The organism is Ramlibacter sp. (genome assembly GCF_036676645.1).
Lineage (GTDB): Bacteria > Pseudomonadota > Gammaproteobacteria > Burkholderiales > Burkholderiaceae_C > Ramlibacter.
Window position 1 is genome coordinate 1 of record NZ_JAKFCM010000112.1, and the last position, 22,570, is coordinate 22,570.

Sequence of the window (22,570 nt, forward strand, 5' to 3'; positions counted from 1 at the left end):
TCGTGCTCAACGAAGGGCGCAAGCGCCAGATCCGGCGCATGTGCGAACTGGTGGGGCTGAAGGTGGTGGGGCTGAAACGGGTGCGGATCGGCAGGGTGCGGCTGGGGGAGTTGCCGTTGGGGATGTGGCGGTATCTGGGGGAAGGGGAGGAGTTCTAAGGCTTAGGCAGTTGCCCTAGCGCAGCTGCGAAAACCGCTGTCGGCACGCGTGGCAATCCCTTACGGCCTTGGCAGTGCCGCTTCCTAGCATGGGATCCGAACTTACGGACTCGCAGGAACACTCCCATGCATGCCGGACGAACAGCGTTATTCGGGCTGCTACTTGCAGCCGCCGCCTTGGCGCATGCGGGGTCGGCCAGCTTGCAGGTGTCTGCCGTCGTGGCGCCGCGGGTCAGTGCAGTGGTGGAGGACAGCCCTCGAGTGATTCAGGTCGCCGCCGCGGACGTGACGCGCGGCTACGTGGACTTCGACGCCCCCGTCGTTATCCACCTGCGCAGCAACCTCGCGCACGCATTCGTTCTCCAGATGCAAAGCGACACCTCTGCGGTGGCGCGTATCGAGGCGCGGACCCTGGCCGGCCCCGCGCAGCCGACGGCCGGCGGCCTACTGGTCCCCCCTGCCGCCGGGCAACGCCAAATCGTCGTGCGCTTGCGCTTCGTTCTGGCGCCCGATACGGCGCCAGGCCATTACCCATGGCCTTTGCGGCTGGCCGGCACGGCCTGAGGTTCAGGGCGTGATGGTGACCAGAACGCTATCCGTGTAGGTGCCCACCGCTACGTCCTGCAGCGGCTGAATCCGCCCGTACACGGTGAAGGTCACGGAGGCACTTCCTTTGTTGTTGCTTGGTACGTTCGGGATGGTCTGAACCTGCGTGTCCACGCCGCTGGTATCGCCCCAGACCGCGCTCCGGGCTGCATTGCGGAACAGGTTGTAGGTCAGAAGTTCCCCGGCTCCGCCGAGTTGCCGCATCCGCCGTGTGCCCACTGAGCCCGACACCGCGCTCGGTCCGAGGGCCACCTGCACGATCACGCTAGGCGGACCGGAGTCTCGCGTGCACTCGACCACCAGGTCGACTGCTCCATCGTTGGGGATGGGCGATGTCACGTCATAGTCCGTGAAGCGCACCGTGCCGGCTTGCTTGATGTAGCAGTTGATCGCTGCTTCGGCCGGCGCACACAACAGCAGGGCGACCGTGGTCGCCCATCCCAGGGCGAAGCTATTCACAGGTCAGGCCCTCCTTGGACGTGGACACGGGCTCGGTCCCACGCGGGACGGCCAGCTTGCAGCGAACGGTCCTGCCGCCGATCTCTGCGGAGCCAGTGTACGTGCCCGGTTCCACATTCTCGATGTAGAACTCGCCACCCCGCGAGACCGTGATCGTGATCGGCCCCCCTGGCCCGCTCAGTGTGAGCTCGCGCGCCGAAAGGCGCGTGCGGTGCCCGGCCTCCAGCAGCCACACGGGGCCGGCCAGCGCCCGCTGGAGGTGGGCGCCGAAATCGATCGTCGCGCCGCCCTTGTAAGGAATGCTGAAGGCCTTGTTCTTCTCGGGCACCAGGAACTCCAGCCCGAGCTCTTTCTCGTCGAGCGACAAGGTCTGGCGTCCGTACGAGCCGATGTTGGGGATCAGCAGCGTCCCGTCTTCGTCCGTCGTGCCTTGCAGCTGGTTGTTCAGCAGGATGCTGATGCCGGGCTGCGGCACCCCGAGCCGGGCAACCGCAAAGCCGTCCCGGATCGGCCTGGTGAAACCGGCCCAGCCGTTTGCAGCCACGAAGGCGCCGCTGACGACGCCTTCCACATAGCTGGAGGCTCCATTCGACGGCGACCTGGCGTACACGTCGATGCTTGCATGCCTGGTGGTCCAGCTGGCCGATCCGAAGGCGGCAGTCGCGCTGCCCTCGTCGGTGTCCGTGTGGGTGGTCCCCAGGCGCCAGCCGATGCCCTCACCGGACGGCAGCTGTTTACCCGTGGCGAGTTCCGTCACGCGAATGCCTGGTGCGGCGTTGGAAGTTGCCGTCGCCCAATGCTCGCGATCCAGGTTGATGCGCAGGTAGGCATGGGCGGACCACTGCGGGCCGGTGGGCGTGCGCATCCGAAGCAGCTCGGCGGAGACGCTCACACCATTGGGGAAGGATTTGCCGAATCGCATGGACGCCGACCGGCGGGTCCCCCAATCGTCGGTCTGCCGGGACGCGGCCAGCGCAAGCACGCCGCCCAGCACGCGGGTAGACAGGGATGCGGCGGTCTCGTTGCGCAGGAAGGGCATCCCGCGGCTCGTGCCAAAGGTCCTGAAGCCGGCACCGTACTGCCGGCGGCCCAGCTGAATCGAACTGAGGAGCGTCTGATACGTGTAGCGGCCTGCCCAGCCCATGGCGGATTCGCTGTTGTCCCGGTCGCGGCTGGCCAGCAGTTCACCGGCAAAGAGCCCGGCGAGGTTCGACCGCCAGGCGGCGCCGATCCCCGCGTTGGTGAAGCCGCGCCCGCCTTCGCCGCCTGCGCTCAGGGTCAGGCTGTCGCTGACGCCATGACGGTGGAAACCCTGCCAGGCCGGTTCGAGGTAGTCGATGCGATTCGAACTGGCCAGGGCCGACCTACGCCCGACGAAATAATTGAACTCGTGCAAACCCTCGGCCAGCACGGCGTCGGTGAAGAGGAACGGTTGCTCGTAGACTTCCCGCCGCCCTGTCGAGTCGGTGATGGTCAGGCGCACGGTTCGCGAGCCCCCGTACTGGAGGAGGTTGTCCAGGACCAGCGGCCCGGGCGGCACGCGTGAGCGGTAGACGGTGGTGCCATCCACTGCCACTTCGACCTCCGAGGGGAGGCCAGCCGAGGTGCGCAGCCCGGCGGTCGGCTGCCAGACGACGTCGGGCGTCAGCTGGAATAAGCGGCTGTAGCTGAGGCCCGCTGCGCTGATGGCGCTTCCGAACGCACCGGCGGAGGAAACCGTGTCGCCAAGGACCAGGCGCGTCCCGCGCCCCAGGTCGTCCCATACCGCCTGGGTCGGCCCCCTTCTCGCTGCCGTGCCATCACCGGTCGGATTGCGGTCCAGCCGCATTTCCTGCCGCAGAAGCAGCTTGCCGACGCGAACATTCAGGTCACCGAGCAGGTTGGCAGCCGTCGCGCCGTTGCCGGCGTTCGGCCGCATGGAAAGCCGATAACTCATGACCAGGCTCATTTGCTCCTCCGGTCTGGGCACCGGGGGAGGGCGGTTGGACAGGTCGATCCGGGTTTCGGGCAGCATGACTTGCGGGAAGACGATGTCGAGCGAGAGCGCTGCTTCATCGAAGGACAAGGAGACCGCCCCGAGCCCGAACAACGAGTAATAGGGCTCCTTGTCCCACGTGCGGCGGGCCGACTCCTGGATGGGGATGCGCAGCTTGTGTGCATCCACGGCCGCGATCCACCAGTCGCCGTCCGGCTGGCGAACCAGCACGGCCTCGCCGCGGTCGACATGGTTTGCACGGACATTCGCAATCAGCTGCTCGGCTAGGGCCGCGGTGCTCTGCGCTGCCGCCGGCGTGCAGGCGGCCGTGGCCAGGAGCAGGTGCATCGCCAGCCAAAGCAACCACCTCCAACGCGCACGGGTCCTGCGCAGCCGCGTCAGCGGATCCTGCACGGCGTCATCGGCAGGACGTCGGCTGCACGTCGACCACTTCTTCAAGCCGCACGCCCTCGCCTTCAGCGGTGAACCGCAGCGCCTTGGTGCGCAGGCAGTCGGCTACCGGAAAGTCGAACGAGTAGATGCGGCTCGAGCCAGCCAGTGAATACCAGCCGCCGACTTCCTTTGCGTAGCCGGAGTCGCCGGACAGTGCAACCTTCAGCAGCCTGAAGTGCTGGGACCCCGGGTTGCGTACGCGCACCTGAACTTTCCCGGGCAAGAATTCGATTCGTTCGACTTCGGGTTGGGCTCGGCCGGTCGGCGGCGGCAGGAAAATCGGCACCCCGAATCGGAAGTAGAAGCTGACCTGGGCGCCGGCGCTGCTGCCAGGTGCCGGCTCCTCCTCGATGAACAGGCGGTAGGCCCGTTCGGTGCCGACGGCCGGCGCGCGAGTGCCGACCCGGATCAGTCGCCGGCCTTGCGGCGGGATGTCGAGCTGGCGTGGGAAGTAGACCAGATCGTCGCTGTCCTTGTAGATGTCGGCGCCCTGTGGGTCCTGCGACCACTCCTTCAGCTTGACTGACACCCGCAGCGGCATCCTGGCGTGGTTGCTCACCGTCAGTGTTTCGGTCAGCGTGCCGGGCTTGAGGTCGACCCGGATCGGCGACACCGCGAATTCGCCGGATTGAGCCGGTGACGCCGTCCCGGCAAGGACGACTGTCAGGGCCAGGGCAATGGCGCGAGTGCACGCGGCTGCGGGAATTCGTTCTAGGCGGTGCGACATGTCACGGTGAAACGCTCACCGTCACTGTATCCGAGTAGCGGCCGGCGATGACGTTCTGGAAGTCGCTGGCCAGCGCGGTGGCAGTGATCACGACCGTCACGGACTCGTTCTTGGGAACCGACGCCGAGGAAGGCGAGATCGAGAGCGAATAGGGGATGTATTCGGTGATGACCGACTCATGGCGCATCCGGCGCGGGCCCGAGGCCAACCGATGGCTGCCGTCATCCGCGGCGACGACGAAGGTGACCGGCTGGTTTCCATTTCCGACGCAAATGAAGGAACCCGTTGCGGTGGCGGTCGCCGGCGCGCTGAGGGAGGGGTCGATGTCCGTGCCGTTGTTCTTCAGCGCTGCGTTGAAAACCGTGCCGGTGGCGAACGTGCACTTGCCCTTGGAGACGACTGTTGCAGTGACTGCCAGGACAGCGTTGTCGGCGGTGGCGGGCGCGCAAGCAGCCATCAGAGATCCAGCGGCTGCGAGCGCGCGAAGCCGGGCGACCGGTTTCATCGTCTTCCGGAAGGAGCGCCGCTGGCCGGCAGGAGCGGGCCCGGCCAGCGGTTTCCGTCAGGGGGTGATTTCGAGTGCGACCGAGGCGGTGTAGGTGCCAACCGGCGCATCGATGTAGTTCGCATTGGCGATGGTGCCGGTGAGGTCTATGGTCGAGGCGGCCTGGTTGAAGCCGGCGCCGGCGCTGAGCGCGCCCCAGGCGATCTGGAACGGGATGTAGTTCCCGCTGCTGACCAAGCGGTCGGTTCCGCTCGCGGTGTAGGGCGAAGTGGTGGTCCCCCCGACTTTGAGCGTCGGTGCCGTGTTCTTGGTGCACTGGTAGCTCACCGTCGCCGTGCCCGTGCCATCGCTGGTCAAGGTCGGGTCGAGGTGGGCCAGCGACGGGCTGGTGATGCTCATAGAGAACGGCGCACCGGAAAACTTGCACACGCCCTTCACTTCCGCGGTCACGTTCAACGTGGCGGTATCCGCGGCGGCGGCGGCGGTAGCGAACAAGGTGGCAGCGGCGGCTGCAAGGATCCTGAATCGAGACTGTTTCATGCTCTGGGCTCCTGATGCGACCCAAGGCGGATCGCCTAATCGAGTTAGGGCGTTTCCCTAACACGAGCAGACTGTAACCAAGTGTGTTGATTGCGTGCAATGAAAAACTTCACACAACTTAGGTACTTAGGCAGACATTCGGCTCAAAGCGGGGGCGTTCCTGAACAAGAAACCGTCCAGTTTGTAACAATGGGCGGGCGGGACCCTTTGACAAATGGCATGCAATGCGGGGCAGGCGGTCGCCGTGGACCGTTTGTCGGTTGTGCCGGGCCGTGTGTCGACTGGCAGGCCTGGCGTTGTTTCCGTGCTCTCCCGGGGCGCTCCGGCTCAGTTTACGGCCGCCGCCGTGTAGGTCAGCAGCTCAGCGTTGAGCTCCTGCACCGCATATTGGTCCAGCCAAGACCGCGCCCGAGATTGCTGACGTATGCGGCTGCTGCCTCTTGCGCGCTGCCCTCGCGCCGCGACGGTCACCGTGAAGGTATGTGGCTCGCCGGGCGCGGCTGCCGGGCCCGGCGAGGGCGCCACATGGGTGAGGGTGAAGGTCGGGAACTCGATGAACATGTCGGTGCGGGGTGGAGCGAACTGTAACAAACCGCTGCCCTGCCCGACGGCTCGTTTGGGCAACTTCTTCGTTACGTGCCCAGAAATTCACGGACCTGGTGCGATGGGGTCCTTGGGCATCCTGGATGAACATTCGATGGAACTTCGCGGCGGGTCGGGATACGTCGGAACAGGCTGCCAGTGCGATGGTTTACTTGGGACAACTCGCGCCCCGGCAAGCTGGGGCGTCAGGTAGAGGGGGCGGGCCGCGGCGAGTTTCTGATTGAGGCGCGATCCCGTCGCCAGTGCTGCCCGCCTTGAAATTCGCGCATCCGACCTCAAGCTTTTGCTCGCTCTCACGCATCCGAGAACCGTCCCATGCCCCAGAACAAGCAAACCCTTTCCTTCCAGGCCGAAGTCGCCCAGCTCCTGCACCTCGTCACCCACTCGCTGTACTCCAACAAGGAGATCTTCCTGCGCGAGATGGTCTCCAACGCCTCCGACGCCTGCGACAAGCTGCGCTTCGAGGCGCTGAACGACAACGCGCTGTACGAGGACACGCCCAACCTGGAAGTGCGTGTCGCCTTCGACAAGGCCGCCCGGACCCTGACCATCACCGACAACGGGATCGGCCTGTCGCAGCAGGAAGCCGTGGACAACCTGGGCACCATCGCCAAGAGCGGCACGCGCGAGTTCATGAGCCGCCTCACGGGCGACCAGAAGGCCGACGCGCAACTGATCGGGCAGTTCGGCGTCGGCTTCTATTCCGGCTTCATCGTGGCCGACCGCATCACGGTGGAGTCGCGCCGCGCCGGCCTGCCGCCCGAGCAGGGCGTGCGCTGGTCCAGCGCCGGTGCGGGCGACTTCGAGGTGGAGGCCCTCGCGCGGCCGCAGCGGGGCACCAGCGTGACGCTGCACCTGAAGGAGGACGCTACCGAGTACCTGTCCACCTGGAAGCTCAAGTCCGTCATCGGCAAGTATTCCGACCACATCTCCCTGCCGATCCTGATGCGCAAGGAGGAGTGGAAGGAGGGCGAGGACAACAAGGGCGGCGAGATGGTGCTCACCGACGAGTGGGAGACCGTCAACCAGGCCAGCGCGCTGTGGACCCGGCCCAAGAAGGACATCGGCGACGAGCAGTACCAGGCTTTCTACAAGCAGATCAGCCACGACCACGAGGACCCGCTGGCCTGGAGCCACAACCGGGTGGAGGGCTCGACCGAGTACACCCAGCTGCTGTACATCCCGGCGCACGCGCCGTTCGACCTGTGGAACCGCGAGAAGGCGGCCGGCGTGAAGCTGTACGTTAAGCGCGTCTTCATCATGGACGACGCCGAGGCCCTGATGCCGGTGTACCTGCGCTTCGTCAGGGGCGTGATCGATTCGGCCGACCTGCCGCTGAACGTCAGCCGAGAGCTGCTGCAGGAAAGCCGGGACGTCAAGGCGATCCGCGAGGGCTGCACCAAGCGGGTGCTGTCCATGCTGGAGGACATGGCCAAGGCGGAGAAGGACGAGAACGCCGCCGCCGACGAGAAGGCCCGGTACGCCAAGTTCTACGCCGAGTTCGGCGCCGTGCTCAAGGAGGGCCTGGGCGAGGATTTCGGCAATCGCGAGCGGCTGGCCAGGCTGCTGCGGTTTGCGTCCACCCAGTCGGATGCGGCCAGCGTCTCGCTTGCCGACTACAAGGGTCGCATGAAGGACGGCCAGGAGGCGATCTACTACATCACCGCCGACACGCTGGCCGCGGCGAAGAACAGTCCGCAGCTGGAGGTGTTCCGCAAGAAGGGCATCGAGGTGTTGCTGATGACGGACCGGGTGGACGAGTGGGCGCTGAACTACCTGCACGAGTTCGACGGCACGCCGCTGCAATCGGTGGCCAAGGGCGCGGTGGACCTGGGCAAGCTGCAGGACGAGGCCGAGAAAAAGGCGGCCGAGGAGGCGGCCGAAGCCTTCAAGCCGCTGCTGGCCCGGCTCAAGGAGGCGCTCAAGGACAAGGCCGAGGACGTGCGTGTGACCTCGCGCCTGGTCGACTCGCCGGCCTGCCTGGTGGTCGAGGGCGGCGGCATGAGCATGCAGCTGTCGCGCATGCTCAAGCAGGCCGGCCAGAAAGTGCCCGAGGCCAAACCGGTGCTGGAAGTCAACCCCGAGCATCCGCTGGTCAGGAAGCTGGACGGCTCGGTTCACTTCCACGACCTGGCCCAGATCCTGTTCGACCAGGCGCTGCTGGCCGAAGGCGGGATGCCGGAGGATCCGGCGGCCTACGTCAGGCGAGTCAATGCGCTGCTGGCCTAGGCAGGCGCCTCCTACCGGGCCACGGCGCGTCGGCGGGCAGCCGCCCGACGCTCTCGCACCCCACAATCGCCGCATGAAAGCTTCGGCGGTCATGGTTGCCGCGCTGGCCGGTGCCGCGCTGGCCGGCTGTGCATCCACCGGCGTCGGCCTGGGCGTCGGCGTGCCGGTCGGGCCGGTCACGATCGGCATCGGCGGTGGCAGCGGCGGCGTCAACGTCGGCGTGGGCACCGGGGTGGGCCCGGTGGGCGTGGGCGTCGGCGTCAACCAGCGCGGACAGGTCAGCGGCGGCGTCGGCGTGGGGGCCAGCGTGCCGATCGGCGGCGGGCCGGTGCGCGCCGGCGTCGGCGTCGGCACCGGCGGCGTGATCTACGACCCGGCCGACCACCTGGCAGAGCCGGCGCTGCCGCTGCCACCCGGCACGGTGGCGCCGAGCGCCTCGCAGCAGGTCGTACCCTGAGCCTGCCCCGGCGCGTCAGGCGACCAGCGGCGGCTCGGCCATGGCTTCGAGCTGCTCTTCCAGCACCTGCACCTGTCCTTTCCAGTAGTCGCTGCTGCCGAACCACGGAAACGCGGCCGGAAAGGCCGGATCGTCCCAGCGCCGGGCCAGCCAGGCGCTGTAGTGGACCAGGCGCAGGGTGCGCAGCGGCTCCACCAGCGCCAGTTCGCGGCGGTCGAACTCGCGCAGCTGCTCGTAGCCGTCGAGCAGCGCGCCGAGCTGGCGTTGCCGCTGCGAACGCTCGCCGGACAGCAGCATCCAGAGGTCCTGCACCGCGGGCCCCGTGCGGGCGTCGTCCAGGTCGACGAAATGCGGACCCTGGCCCGGCGTCCACAGGATGTTGCCGGGGTGGCAGTCGCCATGCAGCCGCAGCAGGTTCCAGCCGGGCCCGTAGTTGCCGTCGGCTGCGCCCAGCGCCTGGCCCACCGCCTCCAGCGCCTGCCCGCACACCCTGCTCCAGGCCGCCTGCACGTCCAGCGGAACGGCCTCGTGCCGCAGCAGCCAGTCGCGCGGCTCGCGGCCGAAGCTGTCCAGGTCCAGCCGGGGCCGGTGCCCGAAGGGCCGGCTGGCGCCCACCATGTGGATGCGCGCGAGGAAGCGGCCGATCCACTCCAGCACTTCCTCGTCGTCCAGTTCCGGGGCCCGCCCGCCGCGCCGTGGGCTGACGCTGAAGGCGAACGGGCCATGGTGGTGCAGCGTGCCGGCCTGCAGCACCAAGGGGGCAACCACCGGAATCTCGGCCGCGGCCAGTTCGCACGCAAAGGCGTGCTCTTCGCCGATGGCCGCGTCGCTCCAGCGGCCCGGCCGGTAGAACTTCACCACCACCTGCCGATGTCCGTCGACGGGCTCCTCCAGCTCGACCTGGTAGACGCGGTTCTCGTACGAGCTCAGTGCCATCAGGCGGCCGTCGCCGTGCAGGTCCACGGCGGCGAGCGCATCCAGCACCGCGTCGGGCGTGAGGGCTTCGTAGGGGTGGGCAAGGGGCATCGGCGGATTGTCCGCCGCGCCGCCCGGCGACTTCACTTCAGGTTGATCTGCACGTCGATGTTGCCGCGCGTCGCATTCGAGTAGGGGCAGACCTGGTGGGCCGCGTCGAGCAACTGCCGCGCCTGGTCCGCGTCCATGCCGGGCAGGTGGGTGTTCAGCCGCACCGCGATGCCGAATGCCTGCCCGACGGGGCCGAGGTCGACCTCGGCGTCGATGGACAGGTCCTGCGGCAGCGTGAGCTTCTGGCGCGCGGCGACCGCCTTGAGCGCGCCGATGAAGCAGGCCGAATAGCCGGCGGCAAACAGCTGCTCCGGATTGGTGCCCTGGCCCTTGCCGCCGGGCGAACTCAGGTTCACTTCCAGCCGGCCGTCGTCGCTGCGCGAGTGCCCGCCTTCGCGGCCGCCGGTGGTGTGGGCGCGGGCGGTGTAGACGACCTTGTCGAGCTTGTTCATGGCTTGCCTTTCCTGATGGCTGTTGCAGGGGCTCCGCCGCGGTGCGCGCCGGAGCGGGATCGGACGACCGGCCATTGCACCACACGCGCAGCGCGGCCGTGGCAGCGGCCGTACGCGGACGACTGCGGCATCGGGCCGGCGCTGGGCAGCGCTTAGAATTTTTCGGGTCGCTTCTGCAAGGCCCCGCTTGTTTCCGCCCCTGTCGATCCAGCAGCAATACCTGCTTCCCAAGAAACTGCTCACGGCGCTGATGGGCCGGCTGGCCAGCTGGCGCGGCGGCGCGCTGACCCACGCGGTCATCCGGCGCTTCGTCGCGCACTACGGCGTGGACATGGCCGAGGCGGCCGATTCGCGCATCGAGTCCTACGCCAGCTTCAACGACTTCTTCACCCGGCCCCTGCGCGAAGGCGCGCGGCCGATCGCCGACGCGCCGCTGGTCTGCCCGGTGGACGCGGCAATCAGCCAGTTCGGCCCGATCGAGCACGACCAGATCTTCCAGGCCAAGGGCCACAGCTATTCCACCACCGCGCTGCTGGCGGGCGACGCCGAACTGGCGCGCCGCTTCGACCACGGCCACTTCGCCACGCTCTACCTGGCGCCGAAGGACTACCACCGCATCCACATGCCCTGCGACGGGCGGCTGGTGAAGATGATCTACGTGCCGGGCGAGCTGTTCTCGGTCAACCCGCTCACCGCGCGCCATGTGCCGGGGCTGTTCGCGCGCAACGAGCGCGTGGTCTGCGTGTTCGAGACCGCCTTCGGGCCCTTCGTCAACGTGCTGGTGGGCGCCACCATCGTCGGCAGCATGGCCACCGTGTGGCACGGCGTGGTCAATCCGCCGCGCACGCGGGACGTGCGCCGGTGGGACTATGCGGGTCGCGACATCGTGCTGCGCCAGGGCCAGGAGATGGGCCGCTTCCTGCTCGGCTCCACCGTGGTGATGCTGTTCCCGAAGGACGTGGTCAGCTTCAACCCCGACTGGGCGCCCACCCGGCCGGTCCGCCTGGGCGAGCCCATGGGAACGATCGCGGGCGCCAGCAGCCCGCTCTGACTTGCGCTACTGGAAGGCCACTTCGTCGAAGGCCCGCAGCTTGCGGCTGTGCAGGCGCCGGCTGCCGCCTGCGCTGAGGATCTCCACCGCGCGCATGCCGATGCGCAGGTGCTGGTCGACCCGCTCGCGATAGAAGTGGTTGGCCATGCCGGGCAGCTTGATCTCGCCGTGCAGCGGCTTGTCGCTCACGCACAGCAGGGTGCCGTAGGGCACGCGGAAGCGGAAACCGTTGGCGGCGATGGTGGCGCTCTCCATGTCCAGCGCCACCGCGCGGCTCTGGCTGAAGCGGCGCTGCGGCTCGTTGCCGGGCAGCAGTTCCCAGTTGCGGTTGTCGGTGCTGGCCACGGTGCCGGTGCGCATGATGCGCTTGAGGGCGGCGCCTTCGCACTGGGTGACGTCGGCCACCGCCTTTTCCAGCGCCACCTGGATTTCGGCCAGTGCCGGGATCGGCACCCACACCGGCAGCTCCTCGTCCAGCACGTGGTCCTCGCGCACATAGGCGTGCGCCAGCACGTAGTCGCCCAGCTGCTGGCTGCTGCGCAGGCCGGCGCAGTGCCCCAGCATCATCCAGGCGTGCGGACGCAGGACGGCGATGTGGTCGGTGATGGTCTTGGCGTTGGCCGGGCCGACGCCGATGTTCACCATGGTGATGCCGCGGTGGTTGGGCCGCATCAGGTGGTAGGCCGGCATCTGCGGCAGCCGCGGCGGCGCCGTGCCCCAGCTGGCCTCGGGCGGGGTGCCCGGTGCCGCCGAGCCCAGCCCGGCGCGCCGGGTGACCACGTTGCCCGGTTCCACGAAGGCGCTGTAGTCGCTGTCCGCCCGCGCCATCTCCTCGTGGCCCAGGCGCACGAACTCGTCGATGTAGAACTGGTAATTGGTGAACAGCACGAAGTTCTGGAACCAGTCGGGTGCCGTGCCGGTGTAGTGGCGCAAGCGGTGCAGCGAATAGTCCACGCGCGCCGCGGTGAACAGCGACAGCGGGTGGGCCTCCCCCGGGCGCGCGCGCCAGGTGCCGTTGGCGATCCCGTCGTCCATGGCGGCGAGGTCGGGCAGGTCGAACTGGTCGCGCAGCAGGGCCTGCCTTTCGGGGCTGATGGAGCCTTCGATGTAGTCGTTTTCGGCGAACGAGAAGTGCACCGGAATCGGCTGCGTGCTGGTGCCCACCTCCAGTTCCACTCCGTGGCTTTGCCGCAGCAGGCGGAACTGCTCCAGGTAGTAGTTGCCGTAAAGGTCGGGCCGCGTCAGCGTGGTCTCGAAGCGGCCCGCCCCGCTGACGAAGCCGTAGCTCAGGCCCAGGTTCTCCAGCACCTCCTGCGGCACCGCCGTCTCGGTCTGGATGCGCACGAACGGATAGCAGGCGCGCACGTGCGCCGGCAGGGCCTCGCCGGCGACGAATCGCTGCATCGCGTCGCGCAGGTGGTTGATCTGCTGCGAGTAGATGGTGCGCACCTGGGCCAGCGCGCTTTCCGGATCGTTGTGGCGCGTCGGCGCAATGAACGGCGGCATGTACGGCATGCGGCCTATTGTGCACAGGCCCCTGCATCGCTTCGGCGGCGCCCTGCGGGGCGGTGCGACTGCGTCCTACAAGGTGTAACGAACCAACCTGACGTTACAAGTTTGGCCCAGCGGCGACAGTCACTCCCACTGCAAGCGAACCCATAACTTGAACAGGAGTGAGCCCATGACGACAGCAGCCTTGGCATCGAATCCCTTCGCCCTCATGACGGATCCGACCGCCGTGCGCGAAACGATCGACAAGTCCGAGCAGCTCTCCAGACTGAGCCAGCGCCAGTGCCATCCCCTCGACCGAGCGGTCATCCGCAGCGCGAGCGCCGAACTCGCCGCCTACGACTCCAAGATCGACCGCACCACCATCTACCTGCCGCCCGAGGAGGAGTCGAAATCCGGTTCGGTGTCCCGCGGCTACGCGCGCCCGTCGTACAACTGAGCCCCGGTCCTTCGCGCCGCGAGCGCCGTCCACCTTCCGGTGCGACGGCGCTTTTCTTTGGGGGTACGCTTTCAGCGCACCGGCTCGCGCATCGTCACGAATTCCTCGGCGAGGGTCGGGTGGATGCCGATGGTGGCATCGAACACCGCTTTGGTCGCTCCGGCCTTCATGGCCACGGCGAAGCCCTGCACCACCTCGCCGGCTTCCGGCCCCACCATGTGCAGGCCGACCACCCGGTCGCTGGCAGCGTCCACCACCAGCTTCATCAGGCAGCGCTCGCCGCTGCCGCTGAGGGTGTGGCGCAGCGGGCGGAACTCGCTGCGGAAGACCGTGACCCGGCCGAAGCGCTCGCACGCCTGCGCCTCCGTCAGGCCGACGGTGGCGATGTTCGGGTGCGTGAAGACGGCGGTCGGGATGCAGTCGTACCCCATGCGACGCCGGCCGTCGCCGAACAGGTGGTCGACCACCGCCATGGCCTCGCCCAGCGCCACCGGCGTGAGCTGCAGGCGGGCCGTGACATCGCCGACCGCATGGATGGAGGGAGCCGACGTGCGGTGGTGGGCGTCGACCTCGATGGCGCCGCGCGGGCCCTGGCGCACGCCGGCCCGCTCCAGCCCCAGCCCGTTGACGTTGGGCACGCGGCCGGTGGCAAACAGGACCGTGTCGGCCTCCAGCCGGCTGCCGTCGTCCAGTTCCAGTTCGAGCCCGGCACTGCGTTGCGAGATCGACTGTGCCTCGGTCCCCAGCCGCAGGTCGATGCCGTCGCGGATCATCGCGCCAGCGATGAATTCGCGCACCTCGTCGTCGAAGCCGCGCAGGATCTGCTCGCCCCGGTACAGCACCGTGACCTGCGCGCCCAGCCCCTGGAAGATGGAGGCGAACTCGCAGGCGATGTAGCCGCCGCCCACCACCGCCAGCCGGCGCGGGAACGGCTCCAGGTCGAACATGCTGTCGGAAGTGACGCCCAGTTCCGCGCCGGGAAGGTCCGGGACCGTGGGCGTGCCGCCGGTGGCCAGCAGGATGTGGCGGGCCGAATGGGTCTGGGGGCCGGCTTCCGTGCGCACGCGGACGGTGTGGCGGTCCAGCAGCTCGGCCCAGCCGCGCAGCACCTGCACGCCGGCGTCGGACAGCAGCCGCTCGTAGACGCCGTTCAGGCGCGCAATCTCCGCTGCCCGGTTGGCCTTGAGCCGGGCCCAGTCGAAGCGCGGCTCGCCCACGTCCCAGCCGAAGCCGGCGGCGTCGGAGAAATCGTGCGCGTAGTGCGACGCATAGGCATACAGCTTCTTCGGGATGCAGCCGACGTTGACGCAGGTGCCGCCCATGGCGGCGGCCTCGGCCAGGGCGACGCGCGCGCCGCGTTGCGCGGCCATGCGCGCGGCGCGCACGCCGCCGCTGCCGCCGCCGATGACGAAGAGGTCGAACTCGGATTCACTGGCCATGGATACACCCTCCGGCTTGGCGCCGCGGGCATTGTGGCCTGCCATGCGGGAACGGGACACCGCGGGGCTTTCGCCGCGCGCTGCACGGGCGAGCCCGCAGCTATCATCCGGCCATGACCGCGGCACCGCTCTGGTACCACCGGCTCGGCCATGCCGCCGCAGCCCCGCTGCGCTGGATCCTGAGCTGGTGGGGCGTGGTCTTCTTCGGTGCAATGCTGCTGGCGCTGGCCCTGTCGCCTTCCAGCTACCGCGACCCGCGCACCCGTGTGGCGCTGGCCCGCCACACCTGGCTGGACACGGCGCCCATCCTGCTCGGGTTTTCCATGCTGGGCGCGCTGCTCACGGTGGTGCTCACCCGGATCGTCGTGGTCACCGCGCAAAGCTACGGCCTCTCGCAGTACGCGCTGGAGATGGTGATCCGGGTGCTGGTGCTGGAGCTGATCCCCTTGACCGCCGCGTTGTTCGTGGCCCTGCGCTGCACCATCCCCAACGGCGCCGCGCTGGCCGAGATGCGCCGCACGCGCCACTTCGACGCGCTGCGCCGCTGCGGCGTGGACCCGCTGACCCGCGAGGTGCTGCCGCGCCTGCTGGCCGGCATCTTCTCCACCACCACCCTGGCGGCGCTGAGCTGCGTGGTGGCCGCGCTGGTGGCCTACCTCGCCGTGTACGGCCTGACCACCGCGGGGCTGCCCGCCTACACGCGGATGTTCGGCCACGTGTTCAACCCTTCGGTGTCGCTGATCTTCGTCACCAAGACGCTGTTCTTCGGCCTGGCCGTGGCGGTCATCCCGATGGCCTCCGGTGCCAACGAGGACATCGCGACCCCCAGTTCGCGCGAGAGCGCCGCCCTGCAGGGGCTGGTGCGCATGTTCGCCGTGCTGCTGCTGCTCGAGTCGCTCTCGCTGGTGGGCAACTACTACTGAAAGCATGGCCGACACGCCCCTGCAGGACTCCGAGCCCTCGGCCGCGCCGCCGGTGCCGCAGCTGGCCCTCAAGGCGCGCCTGCTGCTGCTGTTCACGGTGCTGCTGATCGGCGCCGCCGTCACCTACCTGCTGTACGCCCGCGGCTTCTTCGAGCCCACCCAGACCCTGGTGCTGACCACCGACGACTCCGAAGGCGTCTCGGTGGGCATGGACATGACCTTCTCGGGATTCCCGATCGGGCGCGTGCGCAAGGTGGAACTCGGCGAAACCGGCAACGTGCGCATCGTCATCGACGTGGCGCGCAAGGACGCGCACTGGCTGCGCACCGGCAGCGTGTTCACGCTGGTGCGGGGGCTGGTGGGCGGCACCGCCATCCGTGCCTTCACCGGCGTGCTGACCGATCCGCCGCTGCCGGACGGCGCCGAGCGGCCGGTGCTGCGCGGCGATGCGACTGCGGAGCTGCCGCGGGTGATCGCCTCGGCGCGCGAAGTGCTGGAGAACCTGACCTCCATGACGCGCGAGGATGCGGCCCTGCGCGCCAGCCTGGCCAACGTCCAGGCGGTCACCGACAAGCTGAAGGGCCCGCAGGGAGCGCTCGGCGTGCTGTTCGGCAACGAAGCCGACGCGCGGCGCGTCATCACCACGCTGGAGCGCACCAATGCACTGCTGGCCCGCTTCGACACGCTGTCCGCCAAGGCCGACACCCAGGTGTTCGGCCCGGAGGGCGTGGTGCGCGAAACCCGCGCGGCGGTCGTGCAGCTCAACGGTTTGCTGGCGGACACGCGCGAGAGCCTGAAGAAGGTGGACGCGGTGCTGGTGGAGGCGCAGGCGGTCGGCGCGAACGTGCGCAGCGGCACGGAGGACCTGGGCGCGCTGCGCGCCGAGGTGGAAGCCAGCCTGCGCCAGGTCGAGTCGCTGATCGGCGAAATCAACCGCAAGTGGCCGTTCGCGCGCGACACGGAGATCCGGCTGCCATGAGGCGCGTCGCCCTGGCCGCGTCCATCGCCTGGCTGCTGGCCGGCTGCGGCAGCCGCCCGCCCGCCCCCGACTGGCAGGTCAATGCCCACGGCGCACTGGATCGCTACGAGCAGGCCTGGCTCACGGGGCAGACCCGCGCCGCGCAGGCCGAGTTCGACCGTGCCCGGCGCGAGCTGTCCGCTACCGGCAAGGCCGGGTTGGTGGCGCGGGCCGAGCTCACGCGCTGCGCGCTGCAGGTGGCCAGCCTCGACTTCGGCCCGTGTCCTGGATTCGAGGCCCTGCGCGCCGACGCGCCCGCCGCCGAACGTGCGTATGCCGACTACCTGCAGGGCGCACCCGTCCCGCCGGACCTGTTGCCCGAGCAGCACCGGGCCGCAGCCGGCGGAGCCGATGCCGCGCGGGTCGCGGCGATCCCGGACCCACTGGCGCGACTGGTGGCCGCCGGCGTCGGCATGCGGGCCGGCCGCGGCTCGCCGGAGCTGATGCAGGTCGCCGCGGACACCGCCGCCGCTCAGGGATGGCGCCGGCCCCTGCTGGCCTGGCTGGGGGCGCAACTGGAACTGGCCGAGCAGCGGGGCGATGGCGATCGAGCCACGCAGCTGCGGCGCCGCATCGCCCTGGTCGCCGGCGAGCGCTGAGTCAGCGCCGGACGCCCAATGGCTCGCCGGAGTCGACCGGCAGGCGAGCCGCCCACGAGAAAAGCCGGGACAAAGCCCGGCCTTGGGGACTGGGAGGAGGCACCGGAGAAACGCATGACGTTTCTCCGGTGCATTTTCCTCAGGGCTTGGAAGCCGTCGGGAAAGGCCAGGCGGCCTGCGGGTTCAACGTGGTCTGCGCCGCAGGAGCCGCAGCCGCGGCCGGCGCCGACGCGGGCTTGGCAGCAGGGCTTTTGGCAGCCTTCTTCGCAGCCGGCTTCTTGGCGGAACCCGCCTTTTTCGCCGCCTTCTTCGCAGGCGCCTTCTTCGCCGCAGCCTTCTTCGCAGGCGCCTTCTTGGCCGCCTTCTTGGCGCCGCCCTTCTTGGCAGCCGCCTTCTTCGCGGGCGCCCGCTTGGCCGCAGCCTTCTTCGCAGGCGCCTTCTTGGCGGCGGCCTTGCGGGCCGGGGCCTTCTTCGCCGCGGTCTTCTTGGCGGCGGCCTTGCGGGCCGGGGCCTTCTTCGCCGCCGTCTTCTTGGCGGCGACCTTGCGGGCCGGAGCCTTCTTCGCCGCCGCCTTCTTGGCCGGGGCCTTCTTCGCTGCGGCCTTCTTGGCCGGCGCCTTCTTGGCCGTGGCCTTCTTGGCGGTGGCCTTCTTGGCCGTCGACTTCTTCGCCGGAGCCTTCTTCGCGGCGGCTTTCTTCGCAGTTGCCATTTCCATTCTCCTGTTCAAGTTGACATCGATATCAACCAAAGAAGCACTCAGCGCCTGTTGGCGGCACCGAGCGATCCATGGGACTGGGCCTCATGCCCAGCCCCATGAACACCATAACCCGCAGGGCGCCGACTCTTGGAGGCCGGTCTGCCGTGCGGGTGAAACTTGCGAGCCCAACTACTTCGCAGTTGCCATCAATCCCAGGAAAGCGCGCCACCCGACTGGTACTCGATCACGCGGGTTTCAAAGAAATTGCGCTCTTTCTTCAGGTCAATCATTTCGCTCATCCAGGGGAAGGGGTTCTCCTCGTTGGGGAACAGCGCTTCCAGGCCGATCTGCGTGGCGCGCCGGTTGGCGATGTAGCGCAGGTAGCCCTTGAACATGGAGGCATTGAGGCCCAGCACGCCTCGCGGCATGGTGTCCTCGGCATAGCGGTATTCGAGCTCGACGGCCTTCTGGAACAGGCCCCGGATCTCGGCCTTGAATTCGGCCGTCCACAGGTGCGGGTTCTCCAGCTTGAGCTGGTTGATCAGGTCGATGCCGAAGTTGCAGTGCATCGACTCGTCCCGCAGGATGTACTGGTACTGCTCGGCAGCACCGGTCATCTTGTTCTGCCGGCCCAGCGCCAGGATCTGGGTGAAGCCGACGTAGAAGAACAGGCCTTCCATCAGGCAGGCGAAGACGATCAGGCTCTTGAGCAGCGTCTGGTCGGCCTCCGGCGTGCCGGTGCGGAAGTCGGGGTCCATGATCGCCTCGATGAAGGGGATCAGGAACTGGTCCTTGTCGCGGATCGACGCCACTTCGTTGTAGGCGTTGAAGATCTCGCTCTCGTCCAGGCCGAGCGACTCCACGATGTACTGGTAGGCGTGGGTGTGGATCGCCTCCTCGAACGCCTGGCGCAGCAGGAACTGGCGGCATTCGGGCGCCGTGATGTGCCGGTAGGTGCCCAGCACGATGTTGTTGGCGGCCAGCGAATCGGCGGTGACGAAGAAGCCCAGGTTGCGCTTGACGATGCGGCGCTCGTCCTCGGTCAGGCCGTTGGGGTCCTTCCACAACGCGATGTCCCGCGTCATGTTGATTTCCTGCGGCATCCAGTGGTTGGAGCAGGTCGCGAGGTACTTCTCCCAGGCCCACTTGTACTTGAACGGCACCAGCTGGTTGACGTCGGTCTGGCCGTTGATGATGCGCTTGTCCGCGGCCAGCACGCGCCGGTGGGCGGGGACCTCGGCGCTGCGCATGGCGATGGGCGCGGGCTGCTGCACGAGCGGGGCGCGCGCGCCGTCGTCGAGCGTGCGCAGCGCAGGTTGCGCAACGAATTCGGGGCCGGCGGATGGCTGGAAGGCCGCCGGCGAAAGGGGTGAAGGGGGCGCCTCGCGGTTCCAGGAACCGCTGCTCGGCGGGATTTGCGAAGCGGGCTTGACGTCGTCGTCCCAGGTCAGCATGTGTCTTCCAGTGCTCGGATTATCCGGGCAGTGATGTGCGTTTCAAAGTGTCCGTTCACATCACGCCGGGATTGTGTTGCTCGTTTGCATCGGCGTCCTGTCGGAGAACGCCGACACCTCTCCTGATTGGCTTGCGCAGAAATTCAACTGCGGTTGGTGTTCGCGCATTGCACGAACACGCGTGGCGAAAACCCAGTGCCACCGCGGATCCGGCTTCGCCGGTCCGCTGGTGGCGCCCCTTTGAGGGGGAAGCGCCGAAAGGCGCTTCGGGGGTGGGCCATTACTGACATGCCTCGCACGTCGGGTCGTCGATGGCGCAGAACTTGATGTCGGTGGCGGGCACTGCGTTCAACTGCTGCTGCGCAGCCGCAGCCGCAGCATCGAGCGCACTCGTCCCGCCCGCGCCCGCGGCCAGGCCGCCGCCGACGCCGTTGGCCACCGCATTCAGGCGGCCCGACTGCACGGTGGACTTCTCGGCGTGCGTGGCGCTGATGGTGCGCAGGTAGTAGGTGGTCTTGATGCCGCGCACCCAGGCCAGCTTGTAGGTGTCGTCCAGCTTCTTGCCGGACGCGCCGGCCATGTAGATGTTGAGCGACTGCGCCTGGTCGATCCACTTCTGCCGGCGCGCGGCGGCCTCCACCAGCCAGACCGGCTCGACCTCGAAGGCGGTGGCGTACAGCGCCTTGATGTCCTGCGGCACCCGGTCGATCGGGCGCAGCGAGCCGTCGAAGTGCTTGAGGTCCATCACCATCACGTCGTCCCACAGGCCCAGGCGCTTGAGGTCGCGCACCAGGGAGTGGTTGATGACCGTGAACTCGCCCGACAGGTTGGACTTGACCGACAGGTTGCCGAAGCAGGGCTCGATCGAGGCGTCCACGCCGATGATGTTGGAGATCGTCGCGGTGGGGGCGATGGCCACGCAGTTGGAGTTGCGCATGCCGTCCTGGGCGATCTTGCGGCGCAGCGCGTCCCAGTCCAGCGTGGCGGAACGGTCGACCTCCACGTAGCCGCCACGCGCCTGGGCCAGCAGGTCCAGCGTGTCCGGCGGCAGGATGCCCTGCTCCCACAGCGAGCCCCGGTAGCTGGAGTAGCGGCCGCGCTCGCGCGCCAGCTCGGTCGACGCCCAGTAGGCGTGGTAGCAGATCGCCTCCATCGAACGGTCGGCGAATTCCACCGCCTCCTGCGAGGCGTAGGGGATGCGCAGCTCGTACAGCGCGTCCTGGAAGCCCATCAGCCCCAGGCCGACCGGGCGGTGCCGCAGGTTGGAGTCCCGCGCCTTCTTGACTGCGTAGTAGTTGATGTCGATCACGTTGTCCAGCATGCGCATGGCCGTGGAGACGGTCTTCTTCAGCTTGTCGTGGTCGATCGCGCCGCCCTTCAGGTGCTGCAGCAGGTTGACCGAGCCGAGGTTGCAGACCGCCGTCTCGGTGTCGCTGGTGTTGAGCGTGATCTCGGTGCACAGGTTGGACGAGTGCACCACCCCGGCGTGCTGCTGGGGCGAGCGCACGTTGCAGGCGTCCTTGAAGGTGATCCAGGGATGACCGGTCTCGAACAGCATCGACAGCATCTTGCGCCACAGGTCGGTGGCGGCCACCACCTTGCTGGGCTTGATCTCGCCGCGCCGGGCCTTCTCCTCGTAGGCGACGTAGGCCTTCTCGAAGTCGGCGCCGAACAGGTCGTGCAGGTCGGGCACGGAGGAGGGCGAGAACAGGGTCCACTCGCCCTTTTCCATTACCCGGCGCATGAACAGGTCGGGAATCCAGTTGGCCGTGTTCATGTCGTGGGTGCGGCGCCGGTCGTCGCCGGTGTTCTTGCGCAGCTCCAGGAACTCCTCGATGTCCAGGTGCCAGCTCTCCAGGTAGGTGCAGACCGCGCCCTTGCGCTTGCCGCCCTGGTTGACCGCCACGGCGGTGTCGTTGACCACCTTCAGGAACGGCACCACGCCCTGGCTCTCGCCGTTGGTGCCCTTGATGTGCGAGCCGAGCGCGCGCACCCGGGTCCAGTCGTTGCCCAGCCCGCCGGCGAACTTGGACAGCAGCGCGTTCTCCTTGATCGACTCGTAGATGCCGTCCAGGTCGTCCGGCACCGTGGTCAGGTAGCAGGACGACAGCTGGCTGCGCAGGGTGCCGCTGTTGAACAGCGTGGGGGTGGACGACATGAAGTCGAAGCTGGACAGCACCTCGTAGAACTCGATGGCGCGCGCCTCGCGGTCGATCTCGTTGAGCGCCAGGCCCATGGCGACCCGCATGAAGAAGGCCTGCGGCAGCTCGATGCGGGTCTTGCGCACGTGCAGGAAGTAGCGGTCGTACAGGGTCTGCAGCCCGAGGTAGTCGAACTTCAGGTCGCGCTCGGCCTTGAGCGCCGCGCCCAGCCGCTTCAGGTCGTACTGCAGCAGCTCGGGGTTGAGCAGCTCGGCCTCGACGCCCTTCTTCACGAAGCCGGGGAAGTAGTCGGCGTAGGCGTCGGCCGCCGCGGCCGGCATGACGTCTCGGCCCAGTACCTCCTTGAAGATGGTGTGCAGCAGCAGCCGGGCGGTGGCGTAGGTGTAGTCGGGATCCTTCTCGATCAGGGTGCGCGCGGCCAGGATGGAGGCCTTGTAGACCTCGTCGATCGGCACGCCGTCGTAGAGGTTGCGCATGGTTTCGGCGACGACCGGGTCGGGCCGCACGTCGGCCGACAGGCCGCTGCAGGCGTTCTCGATCAGGGCCTGCAGTTGCCCCAGGTCCAGCGGCACCCGCTGGCCGCCGTCGGTGACGTGCAGCACCGGCGCCTCGGCCACCTCGGGCGCGGCCTGCCGGGCCCGCTCCTGCGCGCGCCGCTCGCGGTACAGCACGTAGGCGCGCGCGATCTCGTGGTGGCCGCCGCGCATCAGGCCCAGTTCCACCTGGTCCTGCACGTCCTCGATGTGGAAGGTGCCGCCGCCCGGGCGCGAACGCACCAGCGCGCGGATCACCTGCTGGGTGAGCGTGTCCACGGTTTCGCGCACGCTGGCCGAGGCCGCGCCCTGCGTGCCGTGCACGGCCAGGAAGGCCTTCATCATGGCCACGGCGATCTTGTTCGGCTCGAAGGGAACGACGGCGCCGTTGCGGCGGATGATCTGGTAGTGCGCCAGCGGGTTCGGGGGGGTCTCCGCCGCGGCCCGGGCGGTGAAGGCGGCTGCGGTTGGGTGGGAGATGCCGGCGGCGCTGGGTAGTTGCATGTGTCGTTTCCTCTGCTGCAGTTGTTCTCTGGAAGGGCGCGAGTGTAATCGC

21 protein-coding genes and 1 pseudogene are annotated in these 22,570 nt (G+C 68.3%); 9 read left to right on the forward strand and 13 right to left on the reverse strand.

All coding sequences use genetic code 11. The annotated features are described in order from the left end of the window. Positions 1-158, forward strand: a pseudogene (locus V6M57_RS18550) (pseudouridylate synthase); the annotation flags it as partial. 126 nt (positions 159-284) lie between these two features. Then, positions 285-722, forward strand: a complete 438-nt coding sequence (locus V6M57_RS17455; protein ID WP_332816276.1) for a hypothetical protein — start codon at positions 285-287, stop codon at positions 720-722. Positions 723-725: 3 nt separating this feature from the next. Here the strand turns inward: V6M57_RS17455 and V6M57_RS17460 are convergent, their stop codons facing one another. The 6 genes from V6M57_RS17460 to V6M57_RS17485 form a co-directional block, all read right to left on the reverse strand. Beyond that, positions 726-1,223 (reverse strand): Csu type fimbrial protein, encoded by a 498-nt coding sequence (locus V6M57_RS17460; protein WP_332816277.1) that lies wholly within the window; start codon positions 1,221-1,223, stop codon positions 726-728. Further along, positions 1,216-3,546 (reverse strand): fimbria/pilus outer membrane usher protein, encoded by a 2,331-nt coding sequence (locus V6M57_RS17465; protein ID WP_332816278.1) that lies wholly within the window; start codon positions 3,544-3,546, stop codon positions 1,216-1,218. The genes V6M57_RS17460 and V6M57_RS17465 overlap by 8 nt, the downstream gene beginning before the upstream one ends. 70 nt (positions 3,547-3,616) lie before the next feature. Then, positions 3,617-4,378 (reverse strand): fimbrial biogenesis chaperone, encoded by a 762-nt coding sequence (locus tag V6M57_RS17470; protein ID WP_332816279.1) that lies wholly within the window; start codon positions 4,376-4,378, stop codon positions 3,617-3,619. A gap of 1 nt (position 4,379) precedes the next feature. Next, positions 4,380-4,883, reverse strand: coding sequence for a hypothetical protein (locus tag V6M57_RS17475; protein ID WP_332816280.1), 504 nt, complete (start codon positions 4,881-4,883; stop codon positions 4,380-4,382). A gap of 57 nt (positions 4,884-4,940) precedes the next feature. Beyond that, on the reverse strand, positions 4,941-5,423 hold the full coding sequence (locus tag V6M57_RS17480) for a spore coat protein U domain-containing protein (protein ID WP_332816281.1): 483 nt from the start codon (positions 5,421-5,423) through the stop codon (positions 4,941-4,943). Between the two features lie 327 nt (positions 5,424-5,750). After that, entirely contained in the window at positions 5,751-5,984 is a 234-nt protein-coding gene (locus V6M57_RS17485; protein ID WP_332816282.1) for a hypothetical protein, read from the reverse strand. 357 nt (positions 5,985-6,341) lie between these two features. On the opposite strand from V6M57_RS17485, the gene htpG reads away from it, so the two are divergent. Together htpG and V6M57_RS17495 are read left to right on the forward strand one after the other, a co-directional pair. Continuing rightward, positions 6,342-8,255: a molecular chaperone HtpG gene (gene htpG, locus V6M57_RS17490; protein ID WP_332816283.1), complete on the forward strand. Its 1,914-nt coding sequence runs from the start codon at positions 6,342-6,344 to the stop codon at positions 8,253-8,255. Between the two features lie 73 nt (positions 8,256-8,328). Then, complete coding sequence (locus V6M57_RS17495; protein ID WP_332816284.1) at positions 8,329-8,712, forward strand: hypothetical protein; 384 nt, start codon at positions 8,329-8,331, stop codon at positions 8,710-8,712. Positions 8,713-8,727: 15 nt separating this feature from the next. Here V6M57_RS17495 and V6M57_RS17500 read toward each other — a convergent pair whose 3' ends face one another. Both V6M57_RS17500 and V6M57_RS17505 read right to left on the reverse strand, forming a co-directional pair. Further along, positions 8,728-9,738 carry a serine/threonine protein kinase gene (locus V6M57_RS17500; RefSeq protein ID WP_332816285.1) on the reverse strand — a complete coding sequence of 337 codons (1,011 nt, stop codon included), beginning with the start codon at positions 9,736-9,738 and terminating at the stop codon, positions 8,728-8,730. Positions 9,739-9,770: 32 nt separating this feature from the next. Then, positions 9,771-10,190: an organic hydroperoxide resistance protein gene (locus V6M57_RS17505; protein ID WP_332816286.1), complete on the reverse strand. Its 420-nt coding sequence runs from the start codon at positions 10,188-10,190 to the stop codon at positions 9,771-9,773. Between the two features lie 250 nt (positions 10,191-10,440). Here V6M57_RS17505 and asd point away from each other — a divergent pair, with 250 nt between their 5' ends. Then, entirely contained in the window at positions 10,441-11,241 is an 801-nt protein-coding gene (asd, locus tag V6M57_RS17510; protein ID WP_332816319.1) for an archaetidylserine decarboxylase, read from the forward strand. Positions 11,242-11,247: 6 nt separating this feature from the next. Here the strand turns inward: asd and V6M57_RS17515 are convergent, their stop codons facing one another. Then, positions 11,248-12,756 carry an AMP nucleosidase gene (locus tag V6M57_RS17515; protein WP_332816287.1) on the reverse strand — a complete coding sequence of 503 codons (1,509 nt, stop codon included), beginning with the start codon at positions 12,754-12,756 and terminating at the stop codon, positions 11,248-11,250. 166 nt (positions 12,757-12,922) lie between these two features. Between V6M57_RS17515 and V6M57_RS17520 the strand changes: the two genes are divergently transcribed. Continuing rightward, positions 12,923-13,189, forward strand: coding sequence for a hypothetical protein (locus tag V6M57_RS17520; protein WP_332816288.1), 267 nt, complete (start codon positions 12,923-12,925; stop codon positions 13,187-13,189). A 71-nt stretch (positions 13,190-13,260) separates the two neighbouring features. On the opposite strand, the gene gorA is transcribed toward V6M57_RS17520, so the two are convergent. Continuing rightward, positions 13,261-14,628, reverse strand: coding sequence for a glutathione-disulfide reductase (gene gorA, locus V6M57_RS17525; RefSeq protein WP_332816289.1), 1,368 nt, complete (start codon positions 14,626-14,628; stop codon positions 13,261-13,263). Between the two features lie 113 nt (positions 14,629-14,741). Between gorA and V6M57_RS17530 the strand changes: the two genes are divergently transcribed. From V6M57_RS17530 to V6M57_RS17540, 3 genes are read left to right on the forward strand one after another with little or no spacing between them, the layout of a single operon-like run. After that, positions 14,742-15,551: an MlaE family ABC transporter permease gene (locus V6M57_RS17530; RefSeq protein ID WP_332816290.1), complete on the forward strand. Its 810-nt coding sequence runs from the start codon at positions 14,742-14,744 to the stop codon at positions 15,549-15,551. Positions 15,552-15,555: 4 nt separating this feature from the next. Continuing rightward, a complete protein-coding gene (locus V6M57_RS17535) occupies positions 15,556-16,530 on the forward strand; it encodes an MlaD family protein (protein WP_332816291.1) in 975 nt (324 codons plus the stop codon). Further along, a complete protein-coding gene (locus V6M57_RS17540) occupies positions 16,527-17,168 on the forward strand; it encodes a hypothetical protein (protein WP_332816292.1) in 642 nt (213 codons plus the stop codon). The genes V6M57_RS17535 and V6M57_RS17540 overlap by 4 nt, the downstream gene beginning before the upstream one ends. Before the next feature lie 139 nt (positions 17,169-17,307). On the opposite strand, the gene V6M57_RS17545 is transcribed toward V6M57_RS17540, so the two are convergent. From V6M57_RS17545 to V6M57_RS17555, 3 genes are all read right to left on the reverse strand, one after another. Beyond that, entirely contained in the window at positions 17,308-17,877 is a 570-nt protein-coding gene (locus V6M57_RS17545) for a histone H1-like DNA-binding protein (RefSeq protein WP_332816293.1), read from the reverse strand. 194 nt (positions 17,878-18,071) lie between these two features. After that, entirely contained in the window at positions 18,072-19,319 is a 1,248-nt protein-coding gene (locus V6M57_RS17550; RefSeq protein ID WP_332816294.1) for a ribonucleotide-diphosphate reductase subunit beta, read from the reverse strand. A gap of 280 nt (positions 19,320-19,599) precedes the next feature. Continuing rightward, positions 19,600-22,518 (reverse strand): ribonucleoside-diphosphate reductase subunit alpha, encoded by a 2,919-nt coding sequence (locus tag V6M57_RS17555; protein ID WP_332816295.1) that lies wholly within the window; start codon positions 22,516-22,518, stop codon positions 19,600-19,602. Positions 22,519-22,570: the final 52 nt, after the last annotated feature.

Bases quoted from the DNA above. Each gene is read 5' to 3' on its own strand.
- V6M57_RS17455 (WP_332816276.1), top strand. From the start codon at position 285: ATGCATGCCGGACGAACAGCGTTATTCGGGCTGCTACTTGCAGCCGCC.
- V6M57_RS17465 (WP_332816278.1), bottom strand. From the start codon at position 3,546: ATGCACCTGCTCCTGGCCACGGCCGCCTGCACGCCGGCGGCAGCGCAG.
- V6M57_RS17470 (WP_332816279.1), bottom strand. From the start codon at position 4,378: ATGTCGCACCGCCTAGAACGAATTCCCGCAGCCGCGTGCACTCGCGCC.
- V6M57_RS17475 (WP_332816280.1), bottom strand. From the start codon at position 4,883: ATGAAACCGGTCGCCCGGCTTCGCGCGCTCGCAGCCGCTGGATCTCTG.
- V6M57_RS17480 (WP_332816281.1), bottom strand. From the start codon at position 5,423: ATGAAACAGTCTCGATTCAGGATCCTTGCAGCCGCCGCTGCCACCTTG.
- V6M57_RS17485 (WP_332816282.1), bottom strand. From the start codon at position 5,984: ATGTTCATCGAGTTCCCGACCTTCACCCTCACCCATGTGGCGCCCTCG.
- htpG (WP_332816283.1), top strand. From the start codon at position 6,342: ATGCCCCAGAACAAGCAAACCCTTTCCTTCCAGGCCGAAGTCGCCCAG.
- V6M57_RS17495 (WP_332816284.1), top strand. From the start codon at position 8,329: ATGAAAGCTTCGGCGGTCATGGTTGCCGCGCTGGCCGGTGCCGCGCTG.
- V6M57_RS17500 (WP_332816285.1), bottom strand. From the start codon at position 9,738: ATGCCCCTTGCCCACCCCTACGAAGCCCTCACGCCCGACGCGGTGCTG.
- V6M57_RS17505 (WP_332816286.1), bottom strand. From the start codon at position 10,190: ATGAACAAGCTCGACAAGGTCGTCTACACCGCCCGCGCCCACACCACC.
- asd (WP_332816319.1), top strand. From the start codon at position 10,441: ATGGGCCGGCTGGCCAGCTGGCGCGGCGGCGCGCTGACCCACGCGGTC.
- V6M57_RS17515 (WP_332816287.1), bottom strand. From the start codon at position 12,756: ATGCCGTACATGCCGCCGTTCATTGCGCCGACGCGCCACAACGATCCG.
- V6M57_RS17520 (WP_332816288.1), top strand. From the start codon at position 12,923: ATGACGACAGCAGCCTTGGCATCGAATCCCTTCGCCCTCATGACGGAT.
- gorA (WP_332816289.1), bottom strand. From the start codon at position 14,628: ATGGCCAGTGAATCCGAGTTCGACCTCTTCGTCATCGGCGGCGGCAGC.
- V6M57_RS17530 (WP_332816290.1), top strand. From the start codon at position 14,742: ATGACCGCGGCACCGCTCTGGTACCACCGGCTCGGCCATGCCGCCGCA.
- V6M57_RS17535 (WP_332816291.1), top strand. From the start codon at position 15,556: ATGGCCGACACGCCCCTGCAGGACTCCGAGCCCTCGGCCGCGCCGCCG.
- V6M57_RS17540 (WP_332816292.1), top strand. From the start codon at position 16,527: ATGAGGCGCGTCGCCCTGGCCGCGTCCATCGCCTGGCTGCTGGCCGGC.
- V6M57_RS17545 (WP_332816293.1), bottom strand. From the start codon at position 17,877: ATGGCAACTGCGAAGAAAGCCGCCGCGAAGAAGGCTCCGGCGAAGAAG.
- V6M57_RS17550 (WP_332816294.1), bottom strand. From the start codon at position 19,319: ATGCTGACCTGGGACGACGACGTCAAGCCCGCTTCGCAAATCCCGCCG.
- V6M57_RS17555 (WP_332816295.1), bottom strand. From the start codon at position 22,518: ATGCAACTACCCAGCGCCGCCGGCATCTCCCACCCAACCGCAGCCGCC.